Raw genomic sequence first — 23,162 nt, 5'->3', positions numbered from 1 at the left:
ATCCTCCTCCAAATTGGCACCGGTGTCTTTTTTGGAGAAGCGAAATAGCGGCCTTGGCCGCACCCCTCCCCGACACTCTGAATTCCCTCGACCCGGCTGTTTTGGTAACCGGTGTCAATTCTTCTTGCTCGATCTCGCCTTCGCTGTCAAGGATGCAATCAACGGAGAGGAAATGGTCATGAAATATATCGTAAATTGCCTGCTCGCGCTGTGCGTGTTTGTGATTGCTTCGCCAGTAGCGGTAAATGCTGCCGAACCGACCGACGGCGGCGCGGGCGGGCAGATCGTCCGCGTGACCACGCTTGCCAAGGATGGCCCCGGCAGCCTTGCCGACGCGCTTGACCGCGAAGGACCGCGGATCATCGTGTTCGAAGTCGGCGGCGCGATCGACCTCGAGAGGTCTTCGCTCACCATCACCCAGCCGCATGTCACCATCGCGGGCCAGACCGCGCCCTCGCCCGGCATCACCATCCTGCGCGGCGGGATCAATGTAAACACGCATGATGTCATCATCCGCCATTTGCGCGTGGCGGTGGGCAGCGACGGCCTGCCGAAACGCCACGGTTGGGAAGTGGACGCTATCTCCACCCGCTCGGCGCACAATCTGCTGATCGAGAACAACAGCTTCTTCTGGGGTGTCGACGAGAACATGTCCGCTTCGGGTCCGCGCTTTACCGGGGATACGGTGGAAGAATGGCGCGAAGGCACCAGCCGCAACATAATCTTCCGGTCGAACCTGGCGGCCGAGGGCCTGGCCAATTCGACGCACCCCAAGGGCGAACACTCGAAGGGTTCGCTGATCCACGACAATGCCACCGGCATCGTGTTCGAACGCAATGTCTGGGCCCACAATGTCGAACGCTCGCCGCTGCTGAAGGGCGGGGTCGAGGCGCTGATGATCAACAATCTGATCTACGATCCGCAATATCGCGCGGTGCATTACAATCTGATGGATCTGGAATGGGCGGGCCACGCGCCGGTCGACGGCCAGCTTACCGCAGTGGGCAATGTCATGCGCGGCGGCAACAGCACCGATGCGGGCCTGCCATTCCTGACGATCGGCGGTGTGGGTGATCTGCAATACTATGGCCGCGATAATGTCGCGATCGACCGGTATGGGAACGACCTGCCGATGTTCGGCCGCTATGGCCACACACGCGCACAGATCCTTCAGCAGGATACGCCGCTGCATGATCTGGACGGCTATTCGATCATGCCCAGCGAGGATGTTGAGACCGTCCTGCTCGCAACCTCGGGCGCGCGCCCGTGGGATCGCAGCGAAATGGAAATCCGCGTCCTCTTCTACATCGCCGAAGGACGCGGCGAGGTGATCGATTCGGAAGACGAGGTCGGCGGCTATCCGCAATTCGAAGCGACGAGCGCGCCTTTCGTTGAAGCGGATTGGGACCTTGCCACCATGACCCCGAAGTCGGGCATCTGGCCAGGCCAGAAGGAAGGTGCGCAGGAGCATCTTTCGCCCCGCGACCGTGAGATGCGCGCCACCAATCGATAACCATGCCGGGGCTTCTTAAGAGGTAGGCGGCTTCGCGGCGGTATGTCTTCATGCCGCAAGCGAGCCGCCTACCCACTGTGACGGACCGCCGCATCAGGTCTGACCGAGTTTCAACTCCCCGGCTGGATATAAGGCCCCCGCGCCCACAGCTCGCGCTCCCACCCGCGTGGATCGTACTCGGTCGCGATGCTCTCTTCGCCAATCACCAAAGTCTCGCGTTCGGCAAGCGTATAGGGCGCCCATGATGGAAGCCCCGGCCGGCCCGTATGCGCCATGCCCGCAAAGGCAGTTATCATCGCAGCGCTGACCGTGCGGGCGCGTGGCCCGGTTCCCGAATAGCTGCCCGCCGCAGCGAGCGTCCCGAAGACATAGGGCAGATCGTCGGTATGCGCCGCACCGCGCGTGGGATCGATCGGACTGGGCCGGTCGAGCTGATAGACCCAGGTGGCCTGCGCCCCTGCGCGGGCGCGCGCATCGGCCTCGATCACCTGTCCGGGCCAGCTGCGTCCGGCGGTGGTCGCGGCATAGAATACTTGCTCGGCCGACCAGTGCGGAAACTCCGCGCGATATTGCGCGACCACCCAGTCCGCGGGCAAATCGATGCGGATCTGCGGGGCCAGCCGCTCGGCGATATTCTGCCAGTCGAGACCTTGCACGACGGGCCCGTCGCTGCGGATGAAGGCGCGCGTCTCGTGCCGCGTGTTGCCGAGGATCATCGGGATGTGCCGCGATTGCGGCGCAGCATCGGGCCAGAACGGATGGCGGTGCAGATGCAGCATATCCAGCGTCGGGCCGAAATAGAGACTGCCCCCGAGCACCGGATCGGTCGCCTCCAGGCCTTCGAGCAAGCGCTCATACGGGAGGGCAAGCAGGGCAGCGCCGTCGTCTTCCGCCAGTCCGAGATGGTCGAGCAGGGCGCGCGTCCGCCGCCAGCCATTGCCGGGCCCTTGCGCAGTGACCTGCTGGCCGCTCATCGTCGCGGCAGTGTGGAAGAGACCATCGGCTGCGGGCATCGCCATCAGCGTCGCGATCTTGGCGCCGCCGCCCGACTGGCCGAAGACCATCACGCGGTCCGCGTCCCCGCCGAAGGCCCCGATATGCTCGCGGATCCATTCGAGCGCGCAGATCAGGTCGAGCTGCCCCGCATTGCCGCTATGGCGGAAACGCTCACCGAGCGGTCCCAGCCAGCCATAGCCGAACAGGTTGAGCCGGTGATTGACCGTGACGACCACCACATCGCCTTGTTCGGCAAGCTTCGCCCCATGCGTCAGCGGGTCGGTGACCGAGCCCCAATTGTAGGCCCCGCCATGAAAATAGACCATCACCGGGCGGCGCGCGGAAGAATGGGCATCCGGCGTCCAGATGTTGAGGAACAGGCAGTCCTCGCTCATTGCCGGGGACATCGGATTACGCTGGGGGCACAGCGGACCGAACTGCGTCGCGGGCGTGGGCGCGGTAGGAACAGGCTCGCGCACCGGGCGGTCGAACCTCGCCGCGCGGGCATAGCGAATGCCGAGAAATGCGGGCACCCCGCGATCGATCATGCCGCGGTAGGCCAGAGCCCGGGGGTCGCCGCTGCTCCCTGCCGCCACCGCCGGGGCCGCAAGCAATGCGCCCCCTGCGAGGCCCCCGCGCAGAGCCGCGCGGCGGGTCATGCCGTCAGCGGCTGACATCGGCTCCTGCCGGAAGAAAGCTCTCCAGCTCACTGCGCGTCACAGCTATGGTGTCGCCGGGAATACCGTGTTTCATCACCGCCAGCGACAGACCCGTCTTGGCCATCTCCTGCGCGGACCCATCTTCCAGCCAGCGCAGCAGCACGCCCGCGGCGAAGGCATCACCGGTGCCGATACGGTCGACCACCGGGGCAATCCGGACCTCTTCGGTCTGCCAATGGCTTTCGCGCAGGTCGACCCGGGCGGCGAGGCCATGCGTGGTCGAGCTTTCGATATGACGCGCGGTCGAGGCGATCGCCGCCAGGTCGGGGAAGCGCGCGAAGGCGGCTTCGGCGGCTTCGCGCCGGCGATCCGGCCCATCGCCTGAGAAGCTCTTGCCGAGCAGCAGCGAGATGTCGCGGTGATTGCCGATCAGGATGGTGGCCGCTTCGACCAGTTCGGTCAGGATCGCCTGCGGATTGCAATCCCAGGCATCCCATAAACTGGCGCGGTAATTGCCGTCGAAGCAGATCGGCACGCCTGCCGCACGCGCGGCGGCAACGGCTTTCTTCGCCAGCGCCACCCCGTCGGGGCCCAGCGCAGGCGTGATGCCCGAAAGATGCAGCAGCCGCGCGCCATCGAGCGCTCCCGCAAAGTCGAAATCTTCGGGCTGCGCCATGGCGAAGGCGCTTCCCGCGCGGTCGTAGGTCACCCGCCCCCCGATCGGACCGCTGGGCGGTTCGAACAGATACAGTCCCATCCGGCCCGCTGCGCGGCGTACGAAGCGCTGATCCACACCCGCTTCGCCCAGCGCGGCGAGCGCGCGGAGCCCCAGCGGATTGTCCGGCACAGTGCTGAGCATCGCGGCAGGCTGGCCAAGGCTGGCAAGCGCGATGGCGACATTGGCCTCGGCCCCGCCGATTGCGAGCGCGAGAGTGTGCGCGCGCGCCAGCGGCGTCCCCGCCTCGGGCGACAGGCGCGCCAGCATCTCGCCGAAACAGACCACGTGGCCCGATTTCGGCAGCGCTGTCATCGCGCCAGCCATCCGCCATCGACCGCGAGGATATGCCCCTGGACATAATTCGCCGCGCGGCTGGCAAGAAAGACCGCCGCGCCGCCGATATCGGCCGGGTCGCCCCAGCGCTGTTCGGGGATCCGCTCGAGGATCTGGCGATTGCGCGTTTCGTCCGCCTGGAGCGCAGCGGTGTTGTTGGTCGCGATATAGCCCGGCGCGATCGCGTTGACGTTGATGCCGCGCGGCGCCCATTCATTGGCCATCAGCTTGGTCAGGCCCCCGACGCCGGATTTGCTGGCGGTGTAGCTCGGCACGCGAATGCCGCCCTGGAAGGTCAGCATCGATGCGATGTTGACGATCTTGCCGCGTTCGCCACCTTGCGATGCCCAGCCGGTCATGTGGCGCGCGGCCGCCTGGCATAGGAAGAACAGCGTCTTCAGATTGGTGTCCATCACGGCGTCCCAGTCCTCTTCCGAGAAGTCGAGCGCATCCTCGCGGCGAATAATCCCGGCGTTGTTAACGAGGATATCGAGACGCCCGAGTTTGCCTACGACCGTGTCGACCACGTCCGCGACCGGTTCGATCGAGGACAGGTCGGCGGAAACGAGCTCGCAGCGGCGGCCCAGCGCGCAGACCTGTTCGGCGGTCTCGTCGGCAGGGCTGCGGCCCACTGCAGCAATATCGGCCCCGGCCTGTGCCAGCGCGATGGCGATGCCCTGCCCGATACCCGTATTGGCACCCGTGACGAGCGCGGTGCGCCCCGTCAGGTCGAAGGGGGTGGTGGCCATGGTATTCACTCTCCCAGTGTGGTGCGGTGGGGATCGCGTCGCGACGACGCGATCCCCTGCCCCCGGTGCCGGTTCATGCCGGTCATGCGATTCCCGAAGGGGTCAGAGATTGCGCAGATAGTCGCTGATCGCGTCATCCTGCGAATTGGCGTAGAAATATTCTGCGAAGCGCTCGCCCGCGATCGCGGCGCGCAGCAGGTCCTGATCGACATTCTTCAGCACGGTCAGCATGTCATGCGTGCTGGCAGCTTTGAGGTCGGCGAGGAAGCCGCGGTTCTTGCGCATCAGTTCGGCCCGTTCGCGCGGATAACCCGCACCCGCTTCGTTTTCGAACAGCTTGCGATAGCAATCCTGCAGGTTGAGCTCGGCGGCCCAGCCGAAACCCTTGGCATAGGGCATCGCGATCGCGTTGCCGGCATTGATCTGGTTGAACAGGAAGGCATCGGTCGGGTCGATCACGAGGCCGCAGAACACGCCGGGCATCGCATTGCAGGCGAGCATCGACCCCATGCCCGTGCCGCAGCCGGTCACGACGAAATCGGCAGCCTTGGAATTGAGCAGGATGCCCGCCAGCACACCGTTCATCACATAAGTCAGCGATGCACTGTCTTCGGCGGTGTACATGCCGTAATTGAACACTTCGTGGCCGAACGGTTCGGCAGCGGTGTTGAGGGCATCGTAGATGAGGCCGTTCTTGGCGGCCTGGCTGTTCTCGGTGATGAGGGCGATCTTCATGGGTTCTCCCTGCCCGCTGGGGGCGCTGGTGCGAATTCAGGCGGCTCCAAAAGTCCAGTTAGGAAACCGGTGTCAAAACACGTTGTATCCGCAAACCAGAGGCTATTTCAAGCGGCGGATCAGATTTTCTTGGAAGGCGGGGCGACCGAATTGCGCGTAACCAGCCGCGCGGGGAAGCACGATGGCTTGGCTTCCGCCGTATCGGGCGCGACGAGCTTGAGCGCGGCGGCCTTGCCCATTTCGCGGATCGGCCAGCCGACCGTGGTCATCGGCGGCCAGATATGCGCGGCGATGGGGGAATCGTCGAATCCCACGATCGAAAGATCCCGCGGGATGTCGACGCCCCGTTCGCGCGCCGCGTGATAGGCGCCCGCCGCCATTTCGTCATTGCTGGCAAAAATCGCGGTGACATGCGGGTTCTGGTCGAGCAGCCGGTTCGCCGCCTCGACCCCTGAACTGAACCGGTAATTGCCCTGCACCAGCGCGTCGTCGGGTATTTCCAGCCCGTGCTGCGTCACGGCGGTAAGGAAACCCTCGCGCCGTTCGAAGGCAGACCGGAAACCCTGCGGCCCTTCGATCAACCCGATCCGCGTATGCCCGATCTCGACCAGGTAATCGACCACCCCTTCGACCATTTCGCGATCGTTCGACTGGACCAGTTGCTCCGCCTCGTCGAGCGCTGCAGATCCCATGCGAACATAGCCGCAACCCATTTCGCGGCACAGCGCGGCCAGTTCGTCATTCTCGGAAATCGGCGGCAGGATCAGCACGCCGTAGAGCCGCTGCTGCTCGAGAAAGTTGCGGATGTCGTCGAGCATGGCAGGCGAATGGCGATCGACCGGCCGCACCACCAGTGCGAATTCGGTGTCGCGGATGGCGTCGAGCACCCCTTCCTGGAAATTGAGCACGGTCTGCGCATTGGGATTGTCGTGCAGCAGCCCGAGCAGGAAGTTGCGCCGCAGCGCCAGGGCCCGCGCTTGCGGGTTCGGCGTGTAGCCGAGCTCGGCAATGACCTTCTCGACCTTTTCGCGCGTGGCCTGCTTGAGCAGAGGGGACCGGTTGATCACCCGGCTGACGGTTTTCTTCGAGACGCCCGCAACCCGCGCTACGTCGTTGATCGTAGGTGCCGGACCGGACTTTGCCATTCGTCGCAACCTTTTGCTGTGCGCCATCTTCATAGCCGCCAACTCGGAAAATGGGAGGGCGCAGCTGAACGCTATCCGCAGGGCGATGGCGAAATACGTTTTGACACCGGTTTCCTTTTTCGTCAAAGACACCCTGCAAGTGGGATATTTCGAGAGGGGCCCCCATGAATTCCGCAGCCGGCGACATTGCACGCGCCTTTGTCGATGCCCGCCGCAACTGGAAGACCCTGGCCGAATATCCCGGGCGCCGGCCGACCGATCTTGCCGGGGCCTATGCCATCCAGGATGCCGCCCTCGAACAGTGGGATCGCCCGATCGGCGGCTGGAAGGTGGGCAAGATCAATCCCCCCGCCAGCCATGAACTGGGAGCCAATCGCCTGATCGGGCCCGCTTTCGCCGACACGATCAAACCGGAAGCCGAAGGCCTGGCCCAATTTCCGATCTTCAGCGGCGGCTTCGCTGCCATGGAGGCCGAATTCATGCTGCGGCTCGCCCCGCGCGAGGCCGCGCCGCCCACCTCCCCCGAACAGGCCATGGACTGGGTCGACGAGGTTCGCATCGGGCTCGAGGTAGCATCTTCGCCCTATGCGGCAATCAATCGCGACGGCCCCTGCGTGACCGTGTCCGACCATGGCAATAACGCGGGCCTTCTGCTGGGGCGCCTGGTCGATCGGGCAGACTGGTCGCGGCTCGATGAGGTCGGGGTCACGCTTGCGATCGACGGCGAGGAAAAGGGCCGTGCGACGACTGCGACGATGCTCGACGGGCCATTCGGCGCGGCGGCCTTCCTTCTGCGCAATCTGGCGGAGCGCGGCATCGATCCGCAGGCGGGCTGGTGGATTTCGAGCGGCGCAATTACCGGCGTGCACGAAATAGCCGCTGGCCAGCACGCCACCGCGGTATTCGACGGGATCGGTGAAATTTCCGCGCGGGTGATCGCCGGGGACCGGGACTGACCCTGAGCCGAGAATGCGCCGCAACAGCGCAAACGAGCTATCCGGTAAAACCGTCGGCGCGGTAGATTTCCTGTCCGCGGCGGAAGACCACCAGCTTCTTCAGCGTAACGGGATGGAAGAAAGCCTCGATCGACTGTCCTTCCTTCGTCCGCGCATAGACTTCGTAACAATTGCCCTCGACCTGCATCTTGAGCAGTTCCCACTCTTCCAGCCAGGCTTTCTTCTTGAGCTTGGACATCTTCTGCCAAGCCTTGTGCGGGCCGGCATTGCAGGTCACGTCGCCATCGGCCTGCGCAGGCACTGCAAGGCCGAGTGCTGCGAATGCGGCAGCGGCAAGAGCAGAGCGTTTGGCGTTTTGGCGAAAGGTCATGCGATACTCCTCGATAGCGATTTCGGGCGCCGCACCGCGAAACGTAAGCTCCAGGCGAGTACTAGCGGCGCCAAATGAACGAGTGCTGGCCCCCACTGCCAATCGAGCAGCAGCCAGTGGATCAGCGCCAACAGGAATGCCGGGTACACCAGTCGCTGCCAGCTTTTCCAGCGGCGGCCCAGCCAGCGCATGGCCCGGTCGGAACTGATCGCCGCCGGAACCAGCATCAAGACGAGGGCGAGCCAGCCGGTCCAGATGCCGGGGATAACCACTTCATCGAGCATCGCGGCGATCATCCGCATGTCGAGCACATAGAATACGAGGTGCAGCAGCGCGTAAAGGAATGCGGCCACGCCGAAATTGCGGCGGATCGCCAGCCAGCCGCGCAGGAAGCGGCTGTGCCCCAGCGCATCCGCCAGCGGACCGGGCAGCAGCGCAAGGATCATTAGCCGCACTGCCATCTCGCCGCTCGGATGGTACAAATCCATCGCCAGTGCTTCGCCGCTGGCGAAGCGCTGGATCATCAGCGCCGCCGGGATGGCCAGCGCCACCCACAGCAATGCCCGCCGCGTGCCGATCACACCTGGGCCCAGCGCCGCAGCAGATTATGATAGACGTGGATCAGCCGGTTGATCTCGGGATCGTCTTTCGGCCGCTCGGGCGTCAGCCCCCTGATCGACTGATCGAGATCATACAGCAGCGCGCGCGCCGGCGTATCCGCGACCGCGCTCTGGATCCAGGTTATCGCACAGATCCGCTGCCCGCGCGTCACCGGCGCCACCTGATGCAGGCTCGACGAAGGGTAGAGGACCATGTCGCCCGCCGCCAGCTTGACCGCCTGCGCGCCGAACTGCTCCTCGACGATCAGCTCGCCGCCGTCGTAGCTGTCCGGGTCGGACAGGAACAGCGTGGCCGAAAGGTCGCTGCGAATGGTCAGGTCCGCTTCAGGCAGGCGCATCAGCGCCGCATCGGAATGCGTGCCGTAATGTCCGCCGTCCTGGTAGAGATTGAACACCGGCGGCCAGATCTTCTCCGCCAGCGATGCAGAAACGAATTCCGGATGCTGGCCGAGCTGCCGCAGGATCGCATTGCCCAGTTCCTGCGCCAAGGCATCTTTCCGGGGGAGCTGGAGGTTCTGCTTTACAGCAATCGAGCGGGTACCGGCGGTTCCCGCCCCGTCCTGCCAGTCGGCAGCATGCAAGCGCTCGCGAAAGCGGCGCACTTCTTCATCGTTAAGCAGGTTCTCGATGATGGTCAGCATGGCAGTGTCGTCTTGTCGCAAGAGTGGAAGGGCGCGAGCCGAAGCCCGCGCCCTGCCGTATCAGAACTTGCCGGTGAGCGTCAGCGTCGCCCGGCGTTCGTCACCCTTGTAGAGGAAGTGACCCGAGCGATAGCCCGAGACGTAGTAATCCTCGTTACCGATGTTGGTCACGTTTACGCGGGCACCGAAATTCTGGTTGAAATCCACGCTCGCGAAGGCGTCGAAGGTCCAGTAATCCGGCACGCGGTAGGTGAAGATGTCCAGATTGCTGTCGTAGCTCGCCGCATCGTCAGGCTGGCCGGTGTACTGTGCGCTCTTGTAGGTCGCGGTGCCGCCGAAGGCGATCGCATCGGTGACCTGGTAGCGCAGCTGGCCGCTGAACTGCGTGTTGGCGAAATTGCTCAGCCGGCGGCCGATCTTGTCGGGGTCGTTCGAGTCGGTGATTTCCGAATCCATCACGGTCAGCGCCGCCTGCGCGAGCAGCTGCGGGGTGATGTTGCCGACCAGCCCGAATTCGAGACCGCGTACACGGTTCTCGCCGGTGTTGAGCGAGCCACCGGCGCTGTAACCGTCGCCGGCAAATTCGAACACGTCGCCCTTGGTGATCTGGAAGGCCGCGGCAGTCAGGAGGAAGCGATCGTCGAACAGGTCGGCCTTGACGCCGAGTTCGAAGCTGTCGCTGCTTTCCGGGCTGCCATCGCCGATGCCGGTACCGTCGTCGACACAGATGCCGCCGTAGCCGCAATTGCCGCCAAGATCGGATTCGCCGCCGTTGATGTTCTTGGCCGTGCCGTAGTTGAAGTAGACATACACTTCTTCAAGCGGCTTCACCCCGATCCCGGCATGGCCGTTCCACAGCGTATCGCTGTAGGTGTAGGGCGTGACCGTGCCGCGGCTGGTCACCACGTTGCTGTAGCTGAAGGCATCCATGCGGATCCCGCCATGGACCGACAGCCAGTCGGTGAAGTCCACCGTGTCCATCGCATAGACCGACAGCGTCTCGACCTGCCAATCGCTGTCGACACTGCCATCCGCGATCGTGCGCTGCACGATGTTGTGGATTTCGTTCTCGCCGAAGATCACATTGCGGTTCTCATCGGTGATGCAGTAATTCGGGCTTAGTCCGCCGCGCCCGGCAGTGACGCAATTGGTCGCGCCGTTCGCGGTCAGGTCGTAAGTGCCATTGGCGACCTGGAGGTCCGAATATTCGGCACCCACGATCAGATTGTGCAGCACGGTGCCGGTGGCGAATTCGCCCAGCACATTGAACTGGTTGACGAAATATTCGACTTCCTGATTGCCCTGGTGCGTGCTGAGCGTGACCGGGGCGTAGGTGTCCGTCGCCGGATCGTAGGCACCGCCGCGAAGACCGGTAAGGACATAGCCATTGCTGGTTTCGCCGTAGCGGGTCGAATTGACGATCGTGAAGCCATCGAACGGCGTGATGTAGATGCGGCCGGTGACCGTATCGACATCCGAATCCAGGAAGTTGCCGTTCTGCGTGTAATTGGGCACGTCGTCCCACGGTTCGTAAACCGTTACATCGTCCGGGCCGGTACCGGTCGGCCGGGGAACGTAGCCGCCGAGATCGGGCGTATCGTTCGCCGTCAGGTGATAGTAGTCGAGCACCAGTTCGAACACTTCGCTGGGCTTGAAGGCGGCCGACACAGCGGCGCCGTAACGCTCGCGGTCGGAGAAGTTGCGGTTGGGCACTTCCTCGTAACCGTAGAGCAGGTTGGCACGCAGCGCGAGCGTATCGGTCAGCGGCACGTTGGCGTCGAGCGTGACGCGGTAATAGTCATCGGTACCGATGCCCGCGTCCACCCGCGTAAACTGGTAATCGGTGCTGGCCTTCTTGGTGATCGAGTTAACTGCGCCGCCGGTCGAACCGCGACCCGCGAAGCTCGAGCTCGGCCCCTTGGTGATTTCGATCTGGTCGACCGCGAAAGTCTCGCGCGTGGTCATGCCCGGATCGCGCAGGCCGTCGACGAAGACGTCACTGCGGGCCTCGTGGCCGCGGATGATGTAACGGTTGCCGAAGGCGTTGCCGTTCTCGCCCGTACCGATGGTCACGCCGGGGACATTGTCGAGCACGTCGCGCAGGTCGGTTGCGCCCTGTTCCTCGAGCTGCTGTTCGGTCAGCACCTGGATCGTCTGCGGGGTTTCCGAGAGCGGCTTCAAGCGGCGCAGATCACCCGAAGTGCGCGCCTTGTAGGGTACGCCCGGCTGGGCGTTGGGGTTAACGTCGGCGGTGGCGTCTTCGATCTGCAGCGTGTCGAGGACGACTTCGTCTTCGCCATTGGCATCCTGCGCCTGTGCACCGCCGGCAATCAACGCGGCCGACAGGCCCATCGCCGCAGCAGTGCCCCGTCCGGCACCGCGCAGGCTGAGCGGGCGGATCACGCCCCGGTTACGATCCCTCATGGTAAAACCTTTCTCTCATTTCGTGCGTAGTGAGTAGTCGATGGGAAGCGAGATCGTGACGCGGTCGCGCGTCATCGATCGCGGGAATCTGGGCAGCGGGGCGACGCGCTCCATCAGGTCGAGCGTGGCCTGGTCGAGCAGGTCGTGGCCGCTCGATGTGCGGATCGAACTGCCGCTGATCCGGCCATCCGCATGGACGGTGAAGCGAACGGTGACGACGCCCTGCTGGCGGGCCTTCTTGGCTTCGCTGGGGTACCGCTTCTTGCGGTTGAGATGCGCGCTGAGCAGAGAATAATAGTCGGCTTCCTCGCGCTTCGCCTTCGGATCGTCGCCGGGGGTAGCCGCGGTTCCGGTGCCACTGCCCGCCGGTGTTGTCGCCAGGGCAGCGCGCGGCGGCGCGGCCGGGGCAGCGGGCCTCGGCGGCGGGCTTGCGCTGCGCTGGGCAGGAAGCGGCGGCGGGGGCGGCGGCGTAGCGACGAATTCGCGCGGCAAAGGTGCGTTCACGCGCGGCGCTTCGACGCGCGGCGGCAAGGTTTGCGGCGGGATGTAGTCGGCCTGCTGCTGGACCGGCTGCAAAACGGCCGGCGCAGGCGCTGGGGCCGCCTGCGATGGCAGCTCGACCAGCACCACCGGATCCTCGACCGGGGGTTCCACCGGCCCAGTGTTGACCAGGAGCACGCCCGCCAGCACGGCTGCGTGGCCGGCGATCGCGAAACCGCCTCCCAGCATCCAGTGGCTGCGGCCTGCCCCGATATCGATCACTGCGCCGCTCCGGCGGCTTCCGCGCCGACCAGAGCGACATGGACGTAGCCCGCAGCCCGCAGGGCGTTCATGGCCTGCATGATCTCGTCATAGGTGATCGCCTTGTCGGCACGCAGGAAAACGCGCTCCTCACGGTCGCCTGCAGTCGCCTGTTCGATCGCCATACCGAGCCCGCCGAGCTCGACCGCGTCCTCATTTACCAGGATGGCCCCGTCGGCCTGTAGCGAAAGGTAGACGGGGGTTTCGGGCTTGGCCGCCGCCTGCGCGTTGGATACCGGCAGATCGACCTTGACGTCGACGGTCGCGAGCGGCGCGGCGACCATGAAAATGATCAGCAGCACCAGCATCACGTCGATGAACGGCGTCACGTTGATTTCATGCGCGACCGCGAGGTCCTCGCTGTCCGAAGCAAGTTTGAGCGCCATGGTCAGCCCTCGACCGCGGGCAGCGTGCCGCGGCTCAGATCGCGCGAGACGATGCGTAGCAAGGCGGCCGCGCTATCGGCGACCACGGCGCGGTGCGCGGCGATCACACGCGCGAAATGGTTGTAGATCACCACGGCGGGGATGGCGGCCACGAGGCCCAGTGCCGTCGCCAGCAGGGCTTCGGCGATGCCCGGTGCCACCACGGCGAGATTGGTGGTCTGCAATTCGGCAATCCCGATGAAGCTGTTCATGATGCCCCACACCGTGCCGAACAGGCCGACGAAGGGTGCCGTCGCCCCGATGGTGCCGAGGATCGTGACCCCCTGCGTCATCTTGCGGGCAACTTTCGCCTCGTAGCGGTCGAGGCGCGAGACGAGGCGCTCCTTCAGGCCCTCGGCATCCGCCAGAGCATCGGCGGACTGGGCGATTTCCGCCCGCGCCTCTTTAACGATGGGATGCGCGGCGGACGCGGCATCGAGCTGCGCCAGCGATCCCGCTTCGGCCAGCGTGTCGCGGAAAGCTTCGGCGCTCTTGCGCTGGCGAGCGAGCTCGAGATGCTTGGCGATAAGGACGGTCCAGGTGGCGACCGAGGCCAGGACCAGCCCGACCATCACCAGTTTCACCACCCAGTCGGCCTGCGCGAACATGCCCCACACGCTGAGATCGTGCGGCAGTGTCTGGGTGCCTGCCGCGGCCGGAGTCGCGACGATGAGAAAGACTGCGGGAAGGAGTTGTCGGAACACGTGTGCTGGGCCCTGCTGATTCGCTTGGAGCGTCCGCCTAAGCCCGCGCAACTTCTATTGCAAGTCATTCTCATTTGCGTTTTCTGCTGCGCGATGGTGCATGAATTGCACCATTCGCCGCCTCCCTGATCATGATCAGGGAGCGTGCTTATTGGGAGTTACGGAATTCGCCCCAGCTCAGCCGAGCTGGGCAAAATTGGCCACGCCGGGCGCTGAAGTGTGGCGACGGACCGGCGCTTCTGACCCCACCGCTTCGCCGGCGAATTGCGCCAGCGCGGCGGTCACGTGGCCGAGCTTGGTTTCGTCGATCCTGTAATAGACCAGCTTCGCGTCCTTGCGCGTGGCCACCAGCCCGGCACCGCGCAGGACGGCCAGCTGCTGCGACAGCGTCGGCTGTCCGATCTCCGCCGCGTCGTCGATTTCGCCGACATTGCGTTCGGCGCCCGACAGCGTCTGCAGGATGCGCAAGCGGACCGGGTGGGCCACCGCCTTCAGCGCCGCGACCAGATCGTCATCGTTCACCTGCGCGCTCCCGCCCCGGCCTTGCCCAGGAACCAGTCGGCCTCGCCTTCGGCCGCGAAGACACTGTCGAGGTCCGCCTGTGGCTGGCCCAGCAGTGCCTCGCCCGGCTGCCAGTTCGCGGGTGCCAGCGAAGTCTCCTTGTCGACCGCCTGCAGCGCGTCGAGCATGCGCAGCATTTCGGGAGTCGAACGCCCGACATTGGCGGGATAGCAGGTCATCGCGCGAATTACGCCTTCGGGATCGATGAAGAAGGTCGATCGTACGGCGCCGCTGTCGCTGTCGCCCGGTGCGACCATGCCGTAACCGCGGCCGATCACCAGCGTCGGATCCTCGAGAATGGGGAAGCGGACTTCGACATCGAACCGGTCGCGGATCATCCTGAGCCACGCGAAATGGGAGAACAGGCTGTCCACCGACAGCGCCATCAGCGCGCAGTCGCGCTGCGCGAAATCACCCGCCGCACGCGCCAGCGCGACGAATTCGGTAGTGCAGACGGGCGTGAAATCAGCCGGGTGCGAAAACAGCACCAGCCAGCGCCCGCGGTAATCGGACAGACGGACATCGCCCGTAGTGCTGCGCGCCGAGAAATCGGGGGCCATGTCGCCGATCCGCAGGCCCGCGCAGGGGGCCGCAGATGCATCGCCGGAGTTGTGCGCGTCCTGCCTCATCGCGCCTTCCTACCACTTGACATCAATAGTGCAATACATATACATAGTTTATGTAATTTATTGGAGTAAGTCCGATGGCCACCGACCAACCACTCGCCCACGCCACGCAGCAGATCGGGCGCGCCCGCGACGACAAGACGCGACGTCCCTCGATCGCTGGCTTCTTCGACGAAGCCACCAACACCATATCCTACGTCGTGCATGATCCCAAGACCGCGGAGGCGGCGATCATCAACTCGGTGCTCGATTTCGAAGCGGCCTCGGGCCGGACTTCGAACGGCTCCGCCGATCGAATTATCGAATATGTCACTTCGAATAATTTGAAAGTTACTTGGCTGATCGAGACGCATGCGCATGCCGATCATATCTCGGCGGCGCCCTATCTGCAGGAAAGGCTGGGTGGCAAGCTGGCGATCGGCCGCGAGATCATCCGCGTGCAGGAAGTGTTCGGCAAGCTGTTCAATGCCGGTACCGATTTCGAGCGCGACGGATCGCAGTTCGACAAGCTGTTCGACGATGGCGAAAGCTTTGCCCTTGGCGAGCTCGAGGGCATCGCGCTGCACGTGCCCGGACATACGCCCGCAGACATGGCCTTCATCATCGGTGATGCGGCCTTTGTCGGCGACACGATCTTCATGCCCGATTTCGGCACCGCACGCGCCGACTTCCCCGGCGGTGATGCACACGAACTGTTCCGCTCGATCCGGCGCCTGCTGTCGCTTCCCGACGAAACCCGCCTGTTCCTGTGCCATGACTACAAGGCGCCGGGCCGCGACGAATATGCCTGGGAGACCACGGTCAAGCAGCAGCGCGAGGAAAACGTCCATGTGAAGGACGGCGTCACCGAGGAAGACTTCGTCGCCATGCGGACCAGCCGCGACAAGACCCTGGACATGCCCAAGCTGATCATGCCTTCGGTGCAGGTCAACATCCGTGGCGGGCGGTTGCCCGAACCGGAAGATAATGGCGTCAGTTACATCAAGATCCCGGTGAACGCGGTATGACGCTGCCAGGCTATCCCGAGGCGGCCCCGCTCGCCGGCCTTGCGGGCGGCGTGCTGATTGGCCTTGCTGCAGCCGTCATGCTGCTTGGCCTGGGTCGTATTGCAGGCGTTTCCGGGATTGCGGCCAAGGCTGCGGGGCTGGGCGGCAGTGGCATTGCCCGCAGCGGAGCCTGGACATTCGTTATCGGCCTACCGCTCGGCGCGCTGGTCGTGTCCATGCTGCAAGGCGGTATCGAAGCCCGCTTCGCCAGCGCCCCGGTCCTGATTGTCGCGGGCCTGCTGGTGGGTATCGGGACGCGGCTGGGCAGCGGGTGCACCAGCGGTCACGGGGTTTGCGGCGTCAGCCGCCTGTCCGCCCGCTCGATCGTTGCCACGCTGACCTTCATGGCGGCGGGCATCGCCACTGTCGCCGCGATGAATGCGCTCGGCATGGAGGTGCTGCGATGACCCTCCCCGCCCTCGTTTCGGGTACGCTGTTCGGCGCCGGTCTCGCACTTGGCGGAATGACCGACCCGGCGCGCGTACGCGGCTTCCTCGACCTGTTCGGCGCGTGGGACCCGACGCTCGCTTTCGTGATGGGCGGGGCAGTGCTCGTCATGGCAATCGTCTGGCGAGCGGTTCCGCGGATGCAGACGCCGTGGCTGGCCGAGGCCTTCCACCTTCCCACCCGCGCCGATCTCACGCCGCGCCTGATCGGCGGAGCCGCCTTGTTCGGAATTGGCTGGGGCATCGCCGGCCTGTGCCCCGGCCCCGGAATTGCCGCTCTGGTGATCGAACCGGGTGCGGCCGCAATATTCGTCGCCGCGATGCTGGCGGGCATGGCCCTGGTCCGGCTGTTCGAAGCGAAATCGGCATGACCTGCAAACGCGTAACCGATCGCTTTGCAGTGGCTCCGCAACTTTCGCCCGAAGCGCTGCCGGCATTGGTCCAGGACGGGTTCAGCGTGCTGGTCTGCAATCGCCCCGATGGCGAGGACGATGACCAGCCCGCCGCGGAAGTGATGCGCGCGGCGGCGGAAAGCGCCGGCATGCGCTTCCACCATATCCCCGTTGCCGGCGGCGCATTTCCTGCCGAAGCGGTTGCCGCCTTCGGGCAGGTCCGCCGCGAAGCCGGCGGCAAGGTGCTCGCCTATTGTCGCACCGGCACCCGTTCGATCACGCTCGATGCGCTCGCCAATCCCGAAGGATTGAGCGTAGCCGACCGCCTCGAGCAAGCCAGCGCCGCGGGCTACGACCTGTCCGCGCTCGCATCGCAACTGGCCGAATAGCACCCGCAAACCGGAGATCTGGCATGGCACACAGCTACACGCACGAAGTGGTCATCATCGGTGGCGGCGCGGCCGGCATCGCCACCGCCGCATCGCTGCTCAAGCGACGGCCCCTGCTCGACATTGCCATCGTCGAACCGAGCGAACACCACTATTACCAGCCCGGCTGGACCATGGTCGGCGGCGGGGTGTTCGATGCGCCCGTGACCTGCCGCCCGATGGCCAGCGTCATGCCCAAACGCACCCGCTGGATCCGGCAGGCGGCGGCAACCTTCCACCCCGAAGACAACCAGCTTACGCTGCGCGATGGCAGCACGATCGCCTATCGGCTGCTGATCGTTGCACCGGGCATACGGCTCGCCTGGGAACAGATCGAGGGACTGGAGCAGACGCTCGGCCGCAATGGCGTCACTTCGAACTATCGCTACGACCTGGCGCCCTACACCTGGAACCTCGTTCGTACGCTCAGATCAGGCCGGGCGATCTTCAGCCAGCCGCCCATGCCGATCAAATGCGCGGGCGCACCGCAGAAGGCGATGTACCTGTCGTGCGACGCTTGGGCCGATCGCGGCGTGTTGGGCGATATCGATGTCGAGTTCCGCAATGCCGGCGGAGTGCTGTTCGGCGTCAAGGAATACGTCCCCGCGCTGATGGAATATGTCGAGAAATACGGCATCGACCTCAAGCTCAACCAAACACTTGTCGCGGTCGACGGACCGGCAAAGACCGCCACGTTCAAAACCGAAGCCGGCGAGGAAACGGTCGCGTTCGACATGCTCCATGTCGTTCCCCCGCAAGTCGCCCCGGCGTTCGTTGCCGACAGCCCGCTCGCGCAGGCCGAAAGCGGCTTCGTCGATATCGATCCGATCACCCTGCGCCATGTGCGCTATCCGAATGTCTTCGGGCTCGGCGATGCCGGGTCGAGCCCCAATGCCAAGACCGCAGCCGCCGTACGCAAGCAGGCCCCGATCGTCGCGGTCAACGCGCTGGCTGTGCTCGACGGCAAGCAGCCGGTCGCCGATTACGACGGCTATGGTTCGTGCCCGCTGACTGTCGAACGCGGCAAGATCGTGCTCGCCGAATTCGGGTATGGCGGCAAGCTCCTGCCCAGCCTGCCCACCTGGCTGATCGACGGCACCCGTCCGCGCAGGCTCAGCTGGCTGCTCAAGTCCGAGGCGCTGCCGTGGATCTACTGGAACGGCATGCTCAAGGGCCATGAGTGGCTGGCACGGCCGCAGGTCAAGACCGCAGCCTGATGGAACCGGCCGGCACCGAAGGTAGCGCGGCACCGCCAGGCGCACCCGGGCAGCGCCAGCGCGCGCATGCGCTGGCGCAATATTTCCCGATTCTCGAATGGGGCCGCTCCTATAACGGCGCGGTCCTGACGCGGGATCTGGTCGCGGCCGTGGTCGTCACCATCATGCTGATCCCGCAGAGCCTGGCCTATGCGCTGCTGGCGGGCCTGCCCCCGGTCGTGGGTCTCTATGCCTCGATCCTGCCGCTGGTAGCTTATGCCATCTTCGGGACCAGCCGCACGCTGGCGGTGGGGCCGGTGGCGGTGGTTTCGCTGATGACTGCAAGCGCGGCCGGTGCGGTGGCAGCGCAGGGCACGGCGCTCTATCTCGAAGCCGCGATCACGCTCGCCGCGCTATCCGGCATCATGCTGGCAGTGCTCGGCCTGCTGCGGATGGGCTTCCTTGCCAATCTGTTGTCGCATCCGGTCATCAGCGGCTTCATCACGGCCAGCGGGATCCTGATCGCGACCAGCCAGCTCAAGCACATATTGGGTGTCGGCGCGGGCGGGGATACCTGGCCCGCCATGCTCGGCGGGATTGCCGCCGCCATCGACCAGATCAATCCCTGGACGCTCGCGATCGGGCTGCCCGCCACGCTGTTCCTGTTCTGGGTACGCAAAGGGTTGAAGCCGCTGCTGGTCCGGCTGGGCCTGACGCAGCATGCCGCCGATATCGTCGCCAAGGCGGGGCCGGTTGCCGCCGTCGCTGCAACCATCGTGGCGGCGCTCGCGCTCGACCTCGGCGCGCGCGGGGTCAACCTCGTCGGGGCGATCCCGCAGGGATTACCGCCATTTGCCCTGCCCTCCACCAATCCCGACCTGATTGCGCAGCTATGGGTGCCCGCGCTGCTGATCTCGATCATCGGCTTTGTCGAGAGCGTGTCGGTCGCGCAGACGCTGGCCGCCAAGCGCCGCCAGCGGATCGCGCCGAACCAGGAACTGATCGGCCTCGGCGCGTCCAACATCGCCAGCGCCTTTTCGGGCGGCTATCCCGTCACCGGGGGTTTCGCCCGGTCGGTGGTCAATTTCGATGCCGGTGCGGAAACGCCCGCGGCGGGCGCCTATACCGCGGTGGGTATCGCGCTGGCGGGGCTGTTCCTGACACCGCTGCTGTTCAGCCTGCCGATCGCGACACTGGCCGCGACGATCATCGTTGCCGTCCTCAGCCTTGTCGATCTGAAGACACCGGGCCAGCTGTGGCGCTATTCCAAGGCCGATTTCGCGGCACATATGGTGACCATCGTCATCACTCTGGTGGCGGGCGTCGAACTTGGGGTGATCGCGGGGGTCGCGGTGGGACTGCTGCTCTATCTGTGGCGCGCCAGCCGCCCGCATGCCGCGATCGTCGGCCGCGTTCCCGAGACCGAGCACTTCCGCAATATCGACCGCCACGACGTGTTCACCGTGCCGCACGTCCTGTCGATCCGCATCGACGAGAGCCTGACCTATCTCAACGCGCGCTGGCTCGAGGAATATGTCCTCGAGGAAGTCGCTGACCGACCCGCAGTGCGCCACGTGATCATGATGTGCAGCGCAGTGAACGAGATCGACGCTTCTGGCCTCGAAAGCCTCGAGGCGATCAATCATCGCCTCGCCGACGCCGGGATCGGATTGCACCTGTCCGAGGTCAAGGGGCCGGTCATGGACCGGTTGAACCGCACAGATTTCGTCGCCGAGCTCAGCGGCCGGGTGTTCCTGTCGCAGAACCGCGCCTTTCGCGAGCTTGCGGCCAATGGCGGCCCGTCCGAGGTGCCGCCCGCCGACATGGCGCGCGGGATGATCTGATGCCGCGCATCCCCGACAAGGACGCCCGCTGCCGCCGGATCGCGGCGCTCATTGCCGCAGGCCGGGGCGTATGCGAAAGTTGCCGCGAAATCGGAATTTCGGAGAAGACCTTCTATCGCTGGCGTGCCGAGCGCCGATCCAATGCAACACCCCTTGCGTAAATCGGACGGGCCCCGAGCCCCCCGCTCCACTAGACAGGCAGAGAGATAGGGAAAAAGTCATGTTCGAAGGCGTCGACGCACTTCTACTCGCCCGGATCCAGTTCGCCTTTACGGTGAGCTTCCACTTCATCTTTCCGGCATTCTCGATCGGGCTCGCCAGCTTTCTCGCAGTGCTCGAAGGCCTGTGGCTCAAGACCGGCAAGCAGCTATATCTCGACCTGTTCAAATACTGGCTGAAGATCTTTGCCATCGCCTTCGCCATGGGCGTCGTCTCGGGCATCGTGATGAGCTACCAGTTCGGCACCAACTGGTCGGTCTTCTCCGACATTGCCGGACCCGTCATCGGCCCGCTGATGGCCTATGAGGTCCTGACCGCCTTCTTCCTCGAGGCCGGGTTCCTCGGCGTCATGCTGTTCGGCATGAACCGCGTCGGCAAGAAGCTCCATTTCGCCGCCACGCTGATGGTCGCGGTGGGGACCTTCGTGTCCGCTTTCTGGATCCTGTCGGTCAACAGCTGGATGCAGACGCCGGTGGGGTACGAGATCGGCGCCAACGGACAATATCTGCCGGGTGACAGCTGGCTCGAGATCATCTTCAATCCCAGCTTCCCCTATCGCCTGGTCCACACGGTGACTGCCGCCTACCTCACGACTGCCTTCGTCGTCGGCGGGGTCGGCGCCTGGCATCTGCTGCGCGACCGCACCAACCTGCACGCGCGAAAGATGTTCTCCATGGCAATGTGGATGGCGGCAATCGTCGCGCCGATCCAGATCGTCGCCGGCGACATGCACGGCATCAACACGCTCGAGCACCAGCCGCAGAAGGTGATGGCAATGGAAGGCCATTACCAGAGCCACCCCGACGGGGCGCCGCTGATCCTGTTCGGCATTCCCGACAGCGAGGAGAAACGCGTCAAATATGCGCTCGAAATCCCGAAGTTATCCTCGCTGATACTCAAGCACGACCTCGATGCGCCGCTCGCCGGGCTCGACACCATTCCCGACGACGAGGAACCGCCGGTCGGCATCGTGTTCTGGTCGTTCCGCATCATGGTCGGCATCGGCTTCGCCATGCTCGGGCTGGGTCTGTGGAGCCTCGTCGCACGGTTCCGGCGCAAGCTCTACGACTGGCAATGGCTGCACCGTGCGGCGCTGGTCATGGCGCCCAGCGGCTTTGTCGCAGTGCTTGCCGGCTGGATCACGACCGAGGTCGGCCGCCAGCCCTATGTGATCTACAATCTCCTGCGCACGGCCGATGCAGCCAGCCCGCTCGATGCGCCCGCGGTCGGCGCATCGCTGGTGGCCTTTGTCCTGGTCTATTTCGCGGTCTTCGGCGCGGGTGTGTGGTACATCCTCCACCTGATGCGCAAATCGCCCCATGTCGGCGAGAAGGGCGTCAAGCGCGGCGATACGGGCCCCATCCGGACCGCCGGCATTACCCCGGGGCCGTCGCAGAACCCGGGCGACCCCAGCACCCTGCCGCGCAATCAGGAGGAGGCGACCGATGGCCGTTAATTTCGACCTCACCGTGATCTGGGCGTTCATCATCGCCTTTGCGGTCTTCGCATATGTCGTGATGGACGGGTTCGATCTGGGCATCGGCATCCTCTTCCCGACCTTCGAAGTCGGGCCCGAACGCGACCGCGCGATGAATTCGATCGCCCCGGTCTGGGATGGCAACGAAACCTGGCTCGTGCTGGGCGGCGGCGGGCTTTTCGCTGCTTTCCCGCTGGCCTACGCGGTGATCCTGCCCGCCACCTATCCGCTGATCATCGCCATGTTGCTGGGGCTGGTCTTTCGCGGAGTCGCCTTTGAATACCGCTGGCGCGACCCTGGCCATCGGCGGCTGTGGGATGCCGCCTTCACCGGCGGAAGCCTGGTCGCGGCGATGGCGCAAGGGATGACGCTGGGCGCGTTGCTGCAAGGCATCGAGGTGGTCGACCGCGCCTATGCGGGCAGCTGGTTCGACTGGCTGACGCCCTATACGCTGCTGACCGGGCTCGGCACGGTGGCGGGCTATGCCCTGCTCGGCGCGACCTGGCTGGTATGGAAGCTCGACGGGCCTGGCCAGCACCACGCGCGGCAGATGGGCAAGCGCGCGGCATGGGCCACCCTCGCGCTGATGGGCGGGGTCAGCCTCTACAACGTCTTCCTGAACCCCGAATATGCCGATCGCTGGCTGACGGCGCCGGAAATATACCTCGCTGCGCCCGTGCCTATCCTGACCGGCGTTATCGCCATCGCCCTGCTGCGTTCGCTGTCGGTCGAGCGCCACAGCAAGCCCTTCTGGCTCAGCCTGACGCTGTTCTTCTTCGGCATGGCCGGGCTCGGCTTCACCATGTGGCCCTATGTCGTCCCGCCCGGCGTCACCATTTGGGATGCCGCGGCACCCGAACGCAGCCAAATCTTCATGCTGGTGGGCGTTGCCATCACCATGCCGCTGATCATCGCCTATACCGCCTGGGCCTACTGGGTCTTTCGCGGCAAGGTGGGCGACGAAGGTTACCATTGATGGGGCAGCCCGAAGATCGCCCGCTGTGGCAGCGGCTGGGATGGATGGCAGCAATCTGGCTCGCCAGCGTCGCAGTGCTGGGAACGGTAGCCTTCCTTATCAGGACTTGGCTCAAGTCCTGATAGGGCGCCCTTAAAGCTACGCGAGCGCACTTCGCGAAGG

At 64.9% G+C, this 23,162-nt stretch carries 26 protein-coding genes; 12 read left to right on the top strand and 14 right to left on the bottom strand.

Features of this window, described 5'->3' with window-relative positions:
- Positions 1-178 precede the first annotated feature (178 nt).
- A complete protein-coding gene (locus SJY12_RS12620; protein ID WP_397505541.1) occupies positions 179-1,513 on the top strand; it encodes a polysaccharide lyase family 1 protein in 1,335 nt (444 codons plus the stop codon).
- 110 nt (positions 1,514-1,623) lie between these two features.
- On the opposite strand, the gene SJY12_RS12615 is transcribed toward SJY12_RS12620, so the two are convergent.
- From SJY12_RS12615 to SJY12_RS12595, 5 genes are all read right to left on the bottom strand, one after another.
- Complete coding sequence (locus tag SJY12_RS12615) at positions 1,624-3,186, bottom strand: carboxylesterase/lipase family protein (RefSeq protein WP_397505540.1); 1,563 nt, start codon at positions 3,184-3,186, stop codon at positions 1,624-1,626.
- Complete coding sequence (locus SJY12_RS12610; protein ID WP_397505539.1) at positions 3,173-4,198, bottom strand: sugar kinase; 1,026 nt, start codon at positions 4,196-4,198, stop codon at positions 3,173-3,175. Before SJY12_RS12610 ends, SJY12_RS12615 begins: the two co-directional genes overlap by 14 nt.
- Entirely contained in the window at positions 4,195-4,968 is a 774-nt protein-coding gene (gene kduD, locus SJY12_RS12605) for a 2-dehydro-3-deoxy-D-gluconate 5-dehydrogenase KduD (RefSeq protein ID WP_397505538.1), read from the bottom strand. Before kduD ends, SJY12_RS12610 begins: the two co-directional genes overlap by 4 nt.
- Positions 4,969-5,070: 102 nt before the next feature.
- On the bottom strand, positions 5,071-5,703 hold the full coding sequence (locus tag SJY12_RS12600) for an RpiB/LacA/LacB family sugar-phosphate isomerase (protein WP_063506203.1): 633 nt from the start codon (positions 5,701-5,703) through the stop codon (positions 5,071-5,073).
- Between the two features lie 119 nt (positions 5,704-5,822).
- Entirely contained in the window at positions 5,823-6,848 is a 1,026-nt protein-coding gene (locus SJY12_RS12595) for a LacI family DNA-binding transcriptional regulator (protein ID WP_397505537.1), read from the bottom strand.
- Between the two features lie 164 nt (positions 6,849-7,012).
- Between SJY12_RS12595 and SJY12_RS12590 the strand changes: the two genes are divergently transcribed.
- Positions 7,013-7,804 carry a 2-keto-4-pentenoate hydratase gene (locus SJY12_RS12590; protein WP_397505536.1) on the top strand — a complete coding sequence of 264 codons (792 nt, stop codon included), beginning with the start codon at positions 7,013-7,015 and terminating at the stop codon, positions 7,802-7,804.
- Between the two features lie 37 nt (positions 7,805-7,841).
- Here the strand turns inward: SJY12_RS12590 and SJY12_RS12585 are convergent, their stop codons facing one another.
- From SJY12_RS12585 to SJY12_RS12545, 9 genes are all read right to left on the bottom strand, one after another.
- Positions 7,842-8,174, bottom strand: a complete 333-nt coding sequence (locus tag SJY12_RS12585; RefSeq protein ID WP_397505535.1) for a PepSY domain-containing protein — start codon at positions 8,172-8,174, stop codon at positions 7,842-7,844.
- Entirely contained in the window at positions 8,171-8,755 is a 585-nt protein-coding gene (locus SJY12_RS12580; protein ID WP_397505534.1) for a ferric reductase-like transmembrane domain-containing protein, read from the bottom strand. The genes SJY12_RS12585 and SJY12_RS12580 overlap by 4 nt, the downstream gene beginning before the upstream one ends.
- Complete coding sequence (locus SJY12_RS12575) at positions 8,752-9,435, bottom strand: Fe2+-dependent dioxygenase (protein WP_397505533.1); 684 nt, start codon at positions 9,433-9,435, stop codon at positions 8,752-8,754. Before SJY12_RS12575 ends, SJY12_RS12580 begins: the two co-directional genes overlap by 4 nt.
- A gap of 60 nt (positions 9,436-9,495) precedes the next feature.
- Positions 9,496-11,859, bottom strand: coding sequence for a TonB-dependent receptor (locus tag SJY12_RS12570; protein ID WP_397505532.1), 2,364 nt, complete (start codon positions 11,857-11,859; stop codon positions 9,496-9,498).
- Positions 11,860-11,874: 15 nt separating this feature from the next.
- Entirely contained in the window at positions 11,875-12,621 is a 747-nt protein-coding gene (locus tag SJY12_RS12565) for an energy transducer TonB (RefSeq protein ID WP_397505531.1), read from the bottom strand.
- On the bottom strand, positions 12,618-13,046 hold the full coding sequence (gene exbD / locus SJY12_RS12560; RefSeq protein ID WP_050599659.1) for a TonB system transport protein ExbD: 429 nt from the start codon (positions 13,044-13,046) through the stop codon (positions 12,618-12,620). Before exbD ends, SJY12_RS12565 begins: the two co-directional genes overlap by 4 nt.
- A gap of 2 nt (positions 13,047-13,048) precedes the next feature.
- Complete coding sequence (gene exbB / locus SJY12_RS12555) at positions 13,049-13,789, bottom strand: tonB-system energizer ExbB (RefSeq protein WP_397505530.1); 741 nt, start codon at positions 13,787-13,789, stop codon at positions 13,049-13,051.
- Positions 13,790-13,966: 177 nt separating this feature from the next.
- Entirely contained in the window at positions 13,967-14,311 is a 345-nt protein-coding gene (locus SJY12_RS12550) for an ArsR/SmtB family transcription factor (protein ID WP_397505529.1), read from the bottom strand.
- A complete protein-coding gene (locus tag SJY12_RS12545; RefSeq protein ID WP_397505528.1) occupies positions 14,308-14,979 on the bottom strand; it encodes a peroxiredoxin in 672 nt (223 codons plus the stop codon). The genes SJY12_RS12550 and SJY12_RS12545 overlap by 4 nt, the downstream gene beginning before the upstream one ends.
- A 74-nt stretch (positions 14,980-15,053) precedes the next feature.
- Between SJY12_RS12545 and SJY12_RS12540 the strand changes: the two genes are divergently transcribed.
- The 10 genes from SJY12_RS12540 to SJY12_RS12495 are packed head-to-tail and all read left to right on the top strand — an operon-like array spanning position 15,054 to position 23,122.
- Positions 15,054-15,983 (top strand): MBL fold metallo-hydrolase, encoded by a 930-nt coding sequence (locus SJY12_RS12540; RefSeq protein WP_397505527.1) that lies wholly within the window; start codon positions 15,054-15,056, stop codon positions 15,981-15,983.
- Entirely contained in the window at positions 15,980-16,429 is a 450-nt protein-coding gene (locus SJY12_RS12535) for a YeeE/YedE family protein (protein ID WP_063512345.1), read from the top strand. Before SJY12_RS12540 ends, SJY12_RS12535 begins: the two co-directional genes overlap by 4 nt.
- On the top strand, positions 16,426-16,839 hold the full coding sequence (locus SJY12_RS12530; RefSeq protein WP_397505526.1) for a DUF6691 family protein: 414 nt from the start codon (positions 16,426-16,428) through the stop codon (positions 16,837-16,839). Before SJY12_RS12535 ends, SJY12_RS12530 begins: the two co-directional genes overlap by 4 nt.
- Positions 16,836-17,249, top strand: a complete 414-nt coding sequence (locus tag SJY12_RS12525) for a TIGR01244 family sulfur transferase (protein WP_397505525.1) — start codon at positions 16,836-16,838, stop codon at positions 17,247-17,249. The genes SJY12_RS12530 and SJY12_RS12525 overlap by 4 nt, the downstream gene beginning before the upstream one ends.
- A 23-nt stretch (positions 17,250-17,272) precedes the next feature.
- The gene (locus SJY12_RS12520; protein WP_397505524.1) at positions 17,273-18,505 is read left to right on the top strand and encodes an FAD/NAD(P)-binding oxidoreductase; all 1,233 of its coding nucleotides are present in this window, start codon (positions 17,273-17,275) and stop codon (positions 18,503-18,505) included.
- Positions 18,505-20,328, top strand: coding sequence for a SulP family inorganic anion transporter (locus tag SJY12_RS12515; RefSeq protein ID WP_397505523.1), 1,824 nt, complete (start codon positions 18,505-18,507; stop codon positions 20,326-20,328). The genes SJY12_RS12520 and SJY12_RS12515 overlap by 1 nt, the downstream gene beginning before the upstream one ends.
- A complete protein-coding gene (locus SJY12_RS12510; RefSeq protein WP_156488712.1) occupies positions 20,328-20,489 on the top strand; it encodes a helix-turn-helix domain-containing protein in 162 nt (53 codons plus the stop codon). Before SJY12_RS12515 ends, SJY12_RS12510 begins: the two co-directional genes overlap by 1 nt.
- 59 nt (positions 20,490-20,548) lie before the next feature.
- On the top strand, positions 20,549-22,003 hold the full coding sequence (locus tag SJY12_RS12505; RefSeq protein ID WP_063511892.1) for a cytochrome ubiquinol oxidase subunit I: 1,455 nt from the start codon (positions 20,549-20,551) through the stop codon (positions 22,001-22,003).
- Complete coding sequence (gene cydB / locus SJY12_RS12500; protein WP_397505522.1) at positions 21,993-23,000, top strand: cytochrome d ubiquinol oxidase subunit II; 1,008 nt, start codon at positions 21,993-21,995, stop codon at positions 22,998-23,000. Before SJY12_RS12505 ends, cydB begins: the two co-directional genes overlap by 11 nt.
- Entirely contained in the window at positions 23,000-23,122 is a 123-nt protein-coding gene (locus SJY12_RS12495) for a DUF2474 domain-containing protein (protein WP_082835456.1), read from the top strand. Before cydB ends, SJY12_RS12495 begins: the two co-directional genes overlap by 1 nt.
- The last annotated feature ends 40 nt before the right edge of the window (positions 23,123-23,162 follow it).

The organism is Qipengyuania sp. R86523, assembly GCF_044596365.1.
Lineage (GTDB): Bacteria > Pseudomonadota > Alphaproteobacteria > Sphingomonadales > Sphingomonadaceae > Qipengyuania > Qipengyuania citrea.
Note: the sequence above shows the minus strand (reverse complement) of the source record. Positions and strands in the feature narration are given on the sequence as shown.

Bases quoted from the DNA above. Each gene is read 5' to 3' on its own strand.
- SJY12_RS12570 (WP_397505532.1), bottom strand. From the start codon at position 11,859: ATGAGGGATCGTAACCGGGGCGTGATCCGCCCGCTCAGCCTGCGCGGT.
- SJY12_RS12495 (WP_082835456.1), top strand. From the start codon at position 23,000: ATGGGGCAGCCCGAAGATCGCCCGCTGTGGCAGCGGCTGGGATGGATG.
- SJY12_RS12515 (WP_397505523.1), top strand. From the start codon at position 18,505: ATGGAACCGGCCGGCACCGAAGGTAGCGCGGCACCGCCAGGCGCACCC.
- SJY12_RS12505 (WP_063511892.1), top strand. From the start codon at position 20,549: ATGTTCGAAGGCGTCGACGCACTTCTACTCGCCCGGATCCAGTTCGCC.
- SJY12_RS12540 (WP_397505527.1), top strand. From the start codon at position 15,054: ATGGCCACCGACCAACCACTCGCCCACGCCACGCAGCAGATCGGGCGC.
- SJY12_RS12600 (WP_063506203.1), bottom strand. From the start codon at position 5,703: ATGAAGATCGCCCTCATCACCGAGAACAGCCAGGCCGCCAAGAACGGC.
- SJY12_RS12615 (WP_397505540.1), bottom strand. From the start codon at position 3,186: ATGTCAGCCGCTGACGGCATGACCCGCCGCGCGGCTCTGCGCGGGGGC.
- SJY12_RS12620 (WP_397505541.1), top strand. From the start codon at position 179: ATGAAATATATCGTAAATTGCCTGCTCGCGCTGTGCGTGTTTGTGATT.
- SJY12_RS12585 (WP_397505535.1), bottom strand. From the start codon at position 8,174: ATGACCTTTCGCCAAAACGCCAAACGCTCTGCTCTTGCCGCTGCCGCA.
- SJY12_RS12535 (WP_063512345.1), top strand. From the start codon at position 15,980: ATGACGCTGCCAGGCTATCCCGAGGCGGCCCCGCTCGCCGGCCTTGCG.
- exbD (WP_050599659.1), bottom strand. From the start codon at position 13,046: ATGGCGCTCAAACTTGCTTCGGACAGCGAGGACCTCGCGGTCGCGCAT.
- SJY12_RS12530 (WP_397505526.1), top strand. From the start codon at position 16,426: ATGACCCTCCCCGCCCTCGTTTCGGGTACGCTGTTCGGCGCCGGTCTC.
- SJY12_RS12545 (WP_397505528.1), bottom strand. From the start codon at position 14,979: ATGAGGCAGGACGCGCACAACTCCGGCGATGCATCTGCGGCCCCCTGC.
- SJY12_RS12575 (WP_397505533.1), bottom strand. From the start codon at position 9,435: ATGCTGACCATCATCGAGAACCTGCTTAACGATGAAGAAGTGCGCCGC.
- SJY12_RS12525 (WP_397505525.1), top strand. From the start codon at position 16,836: ATGACCTGCAAACGCGTAACCGATCGCTTTGCAGTGGCTCCGCAACTT.
- SJY12_RS12520 (WP_397505524.1), top strand. From the start codon at position 17,273: ATGGCACACAGCTACACGCACGAAGTGGTCATCATCGGTGGCGGCGCG.
- cydB (WP_397505522.1), top strand. From the start codon at position 21,993: ATGGCCGTTAATTTCGACCTCACCGTGATCTGGGCGTTCATCATCGCC.
- SJY12_RS12510 (WP_156488712.1), top strand. From the start codon at position 20,328: ATGCCGCGCATCCCCGACAAGGACGCCCGCTGCCGCCGGATCGCGGCG.
- SJY12_RS12610 (WP_397505539.1), bottom strand. From the start codon at position 4,198: ATGACAGCGCTGCCGAAATCGGGCCACGTGGTCTGTTTCGGCGAGATG.
- kduD (WP_397505538.1), bottom strand. From the start codon at position 4,968: ATGGCCACCACCCCCTTCGACCTGACGGGGCGCACCGCGCTCGTCACG.
- SJY12_RS12595 (WP_397505537.1), bottom strand. From the start codon at position 6,848: ATGGCAAAGTCCGGTCCGGCACCTACGATCAACGACGTAGCGCGGGTT.
- SJY12_RS12590 (WP_397505536.1), top strand. From the start codon at position 7,013: ATGAATTCCGCAGCCGGCGACATTGCACGCGCCTTTGTCGATGCCCGC.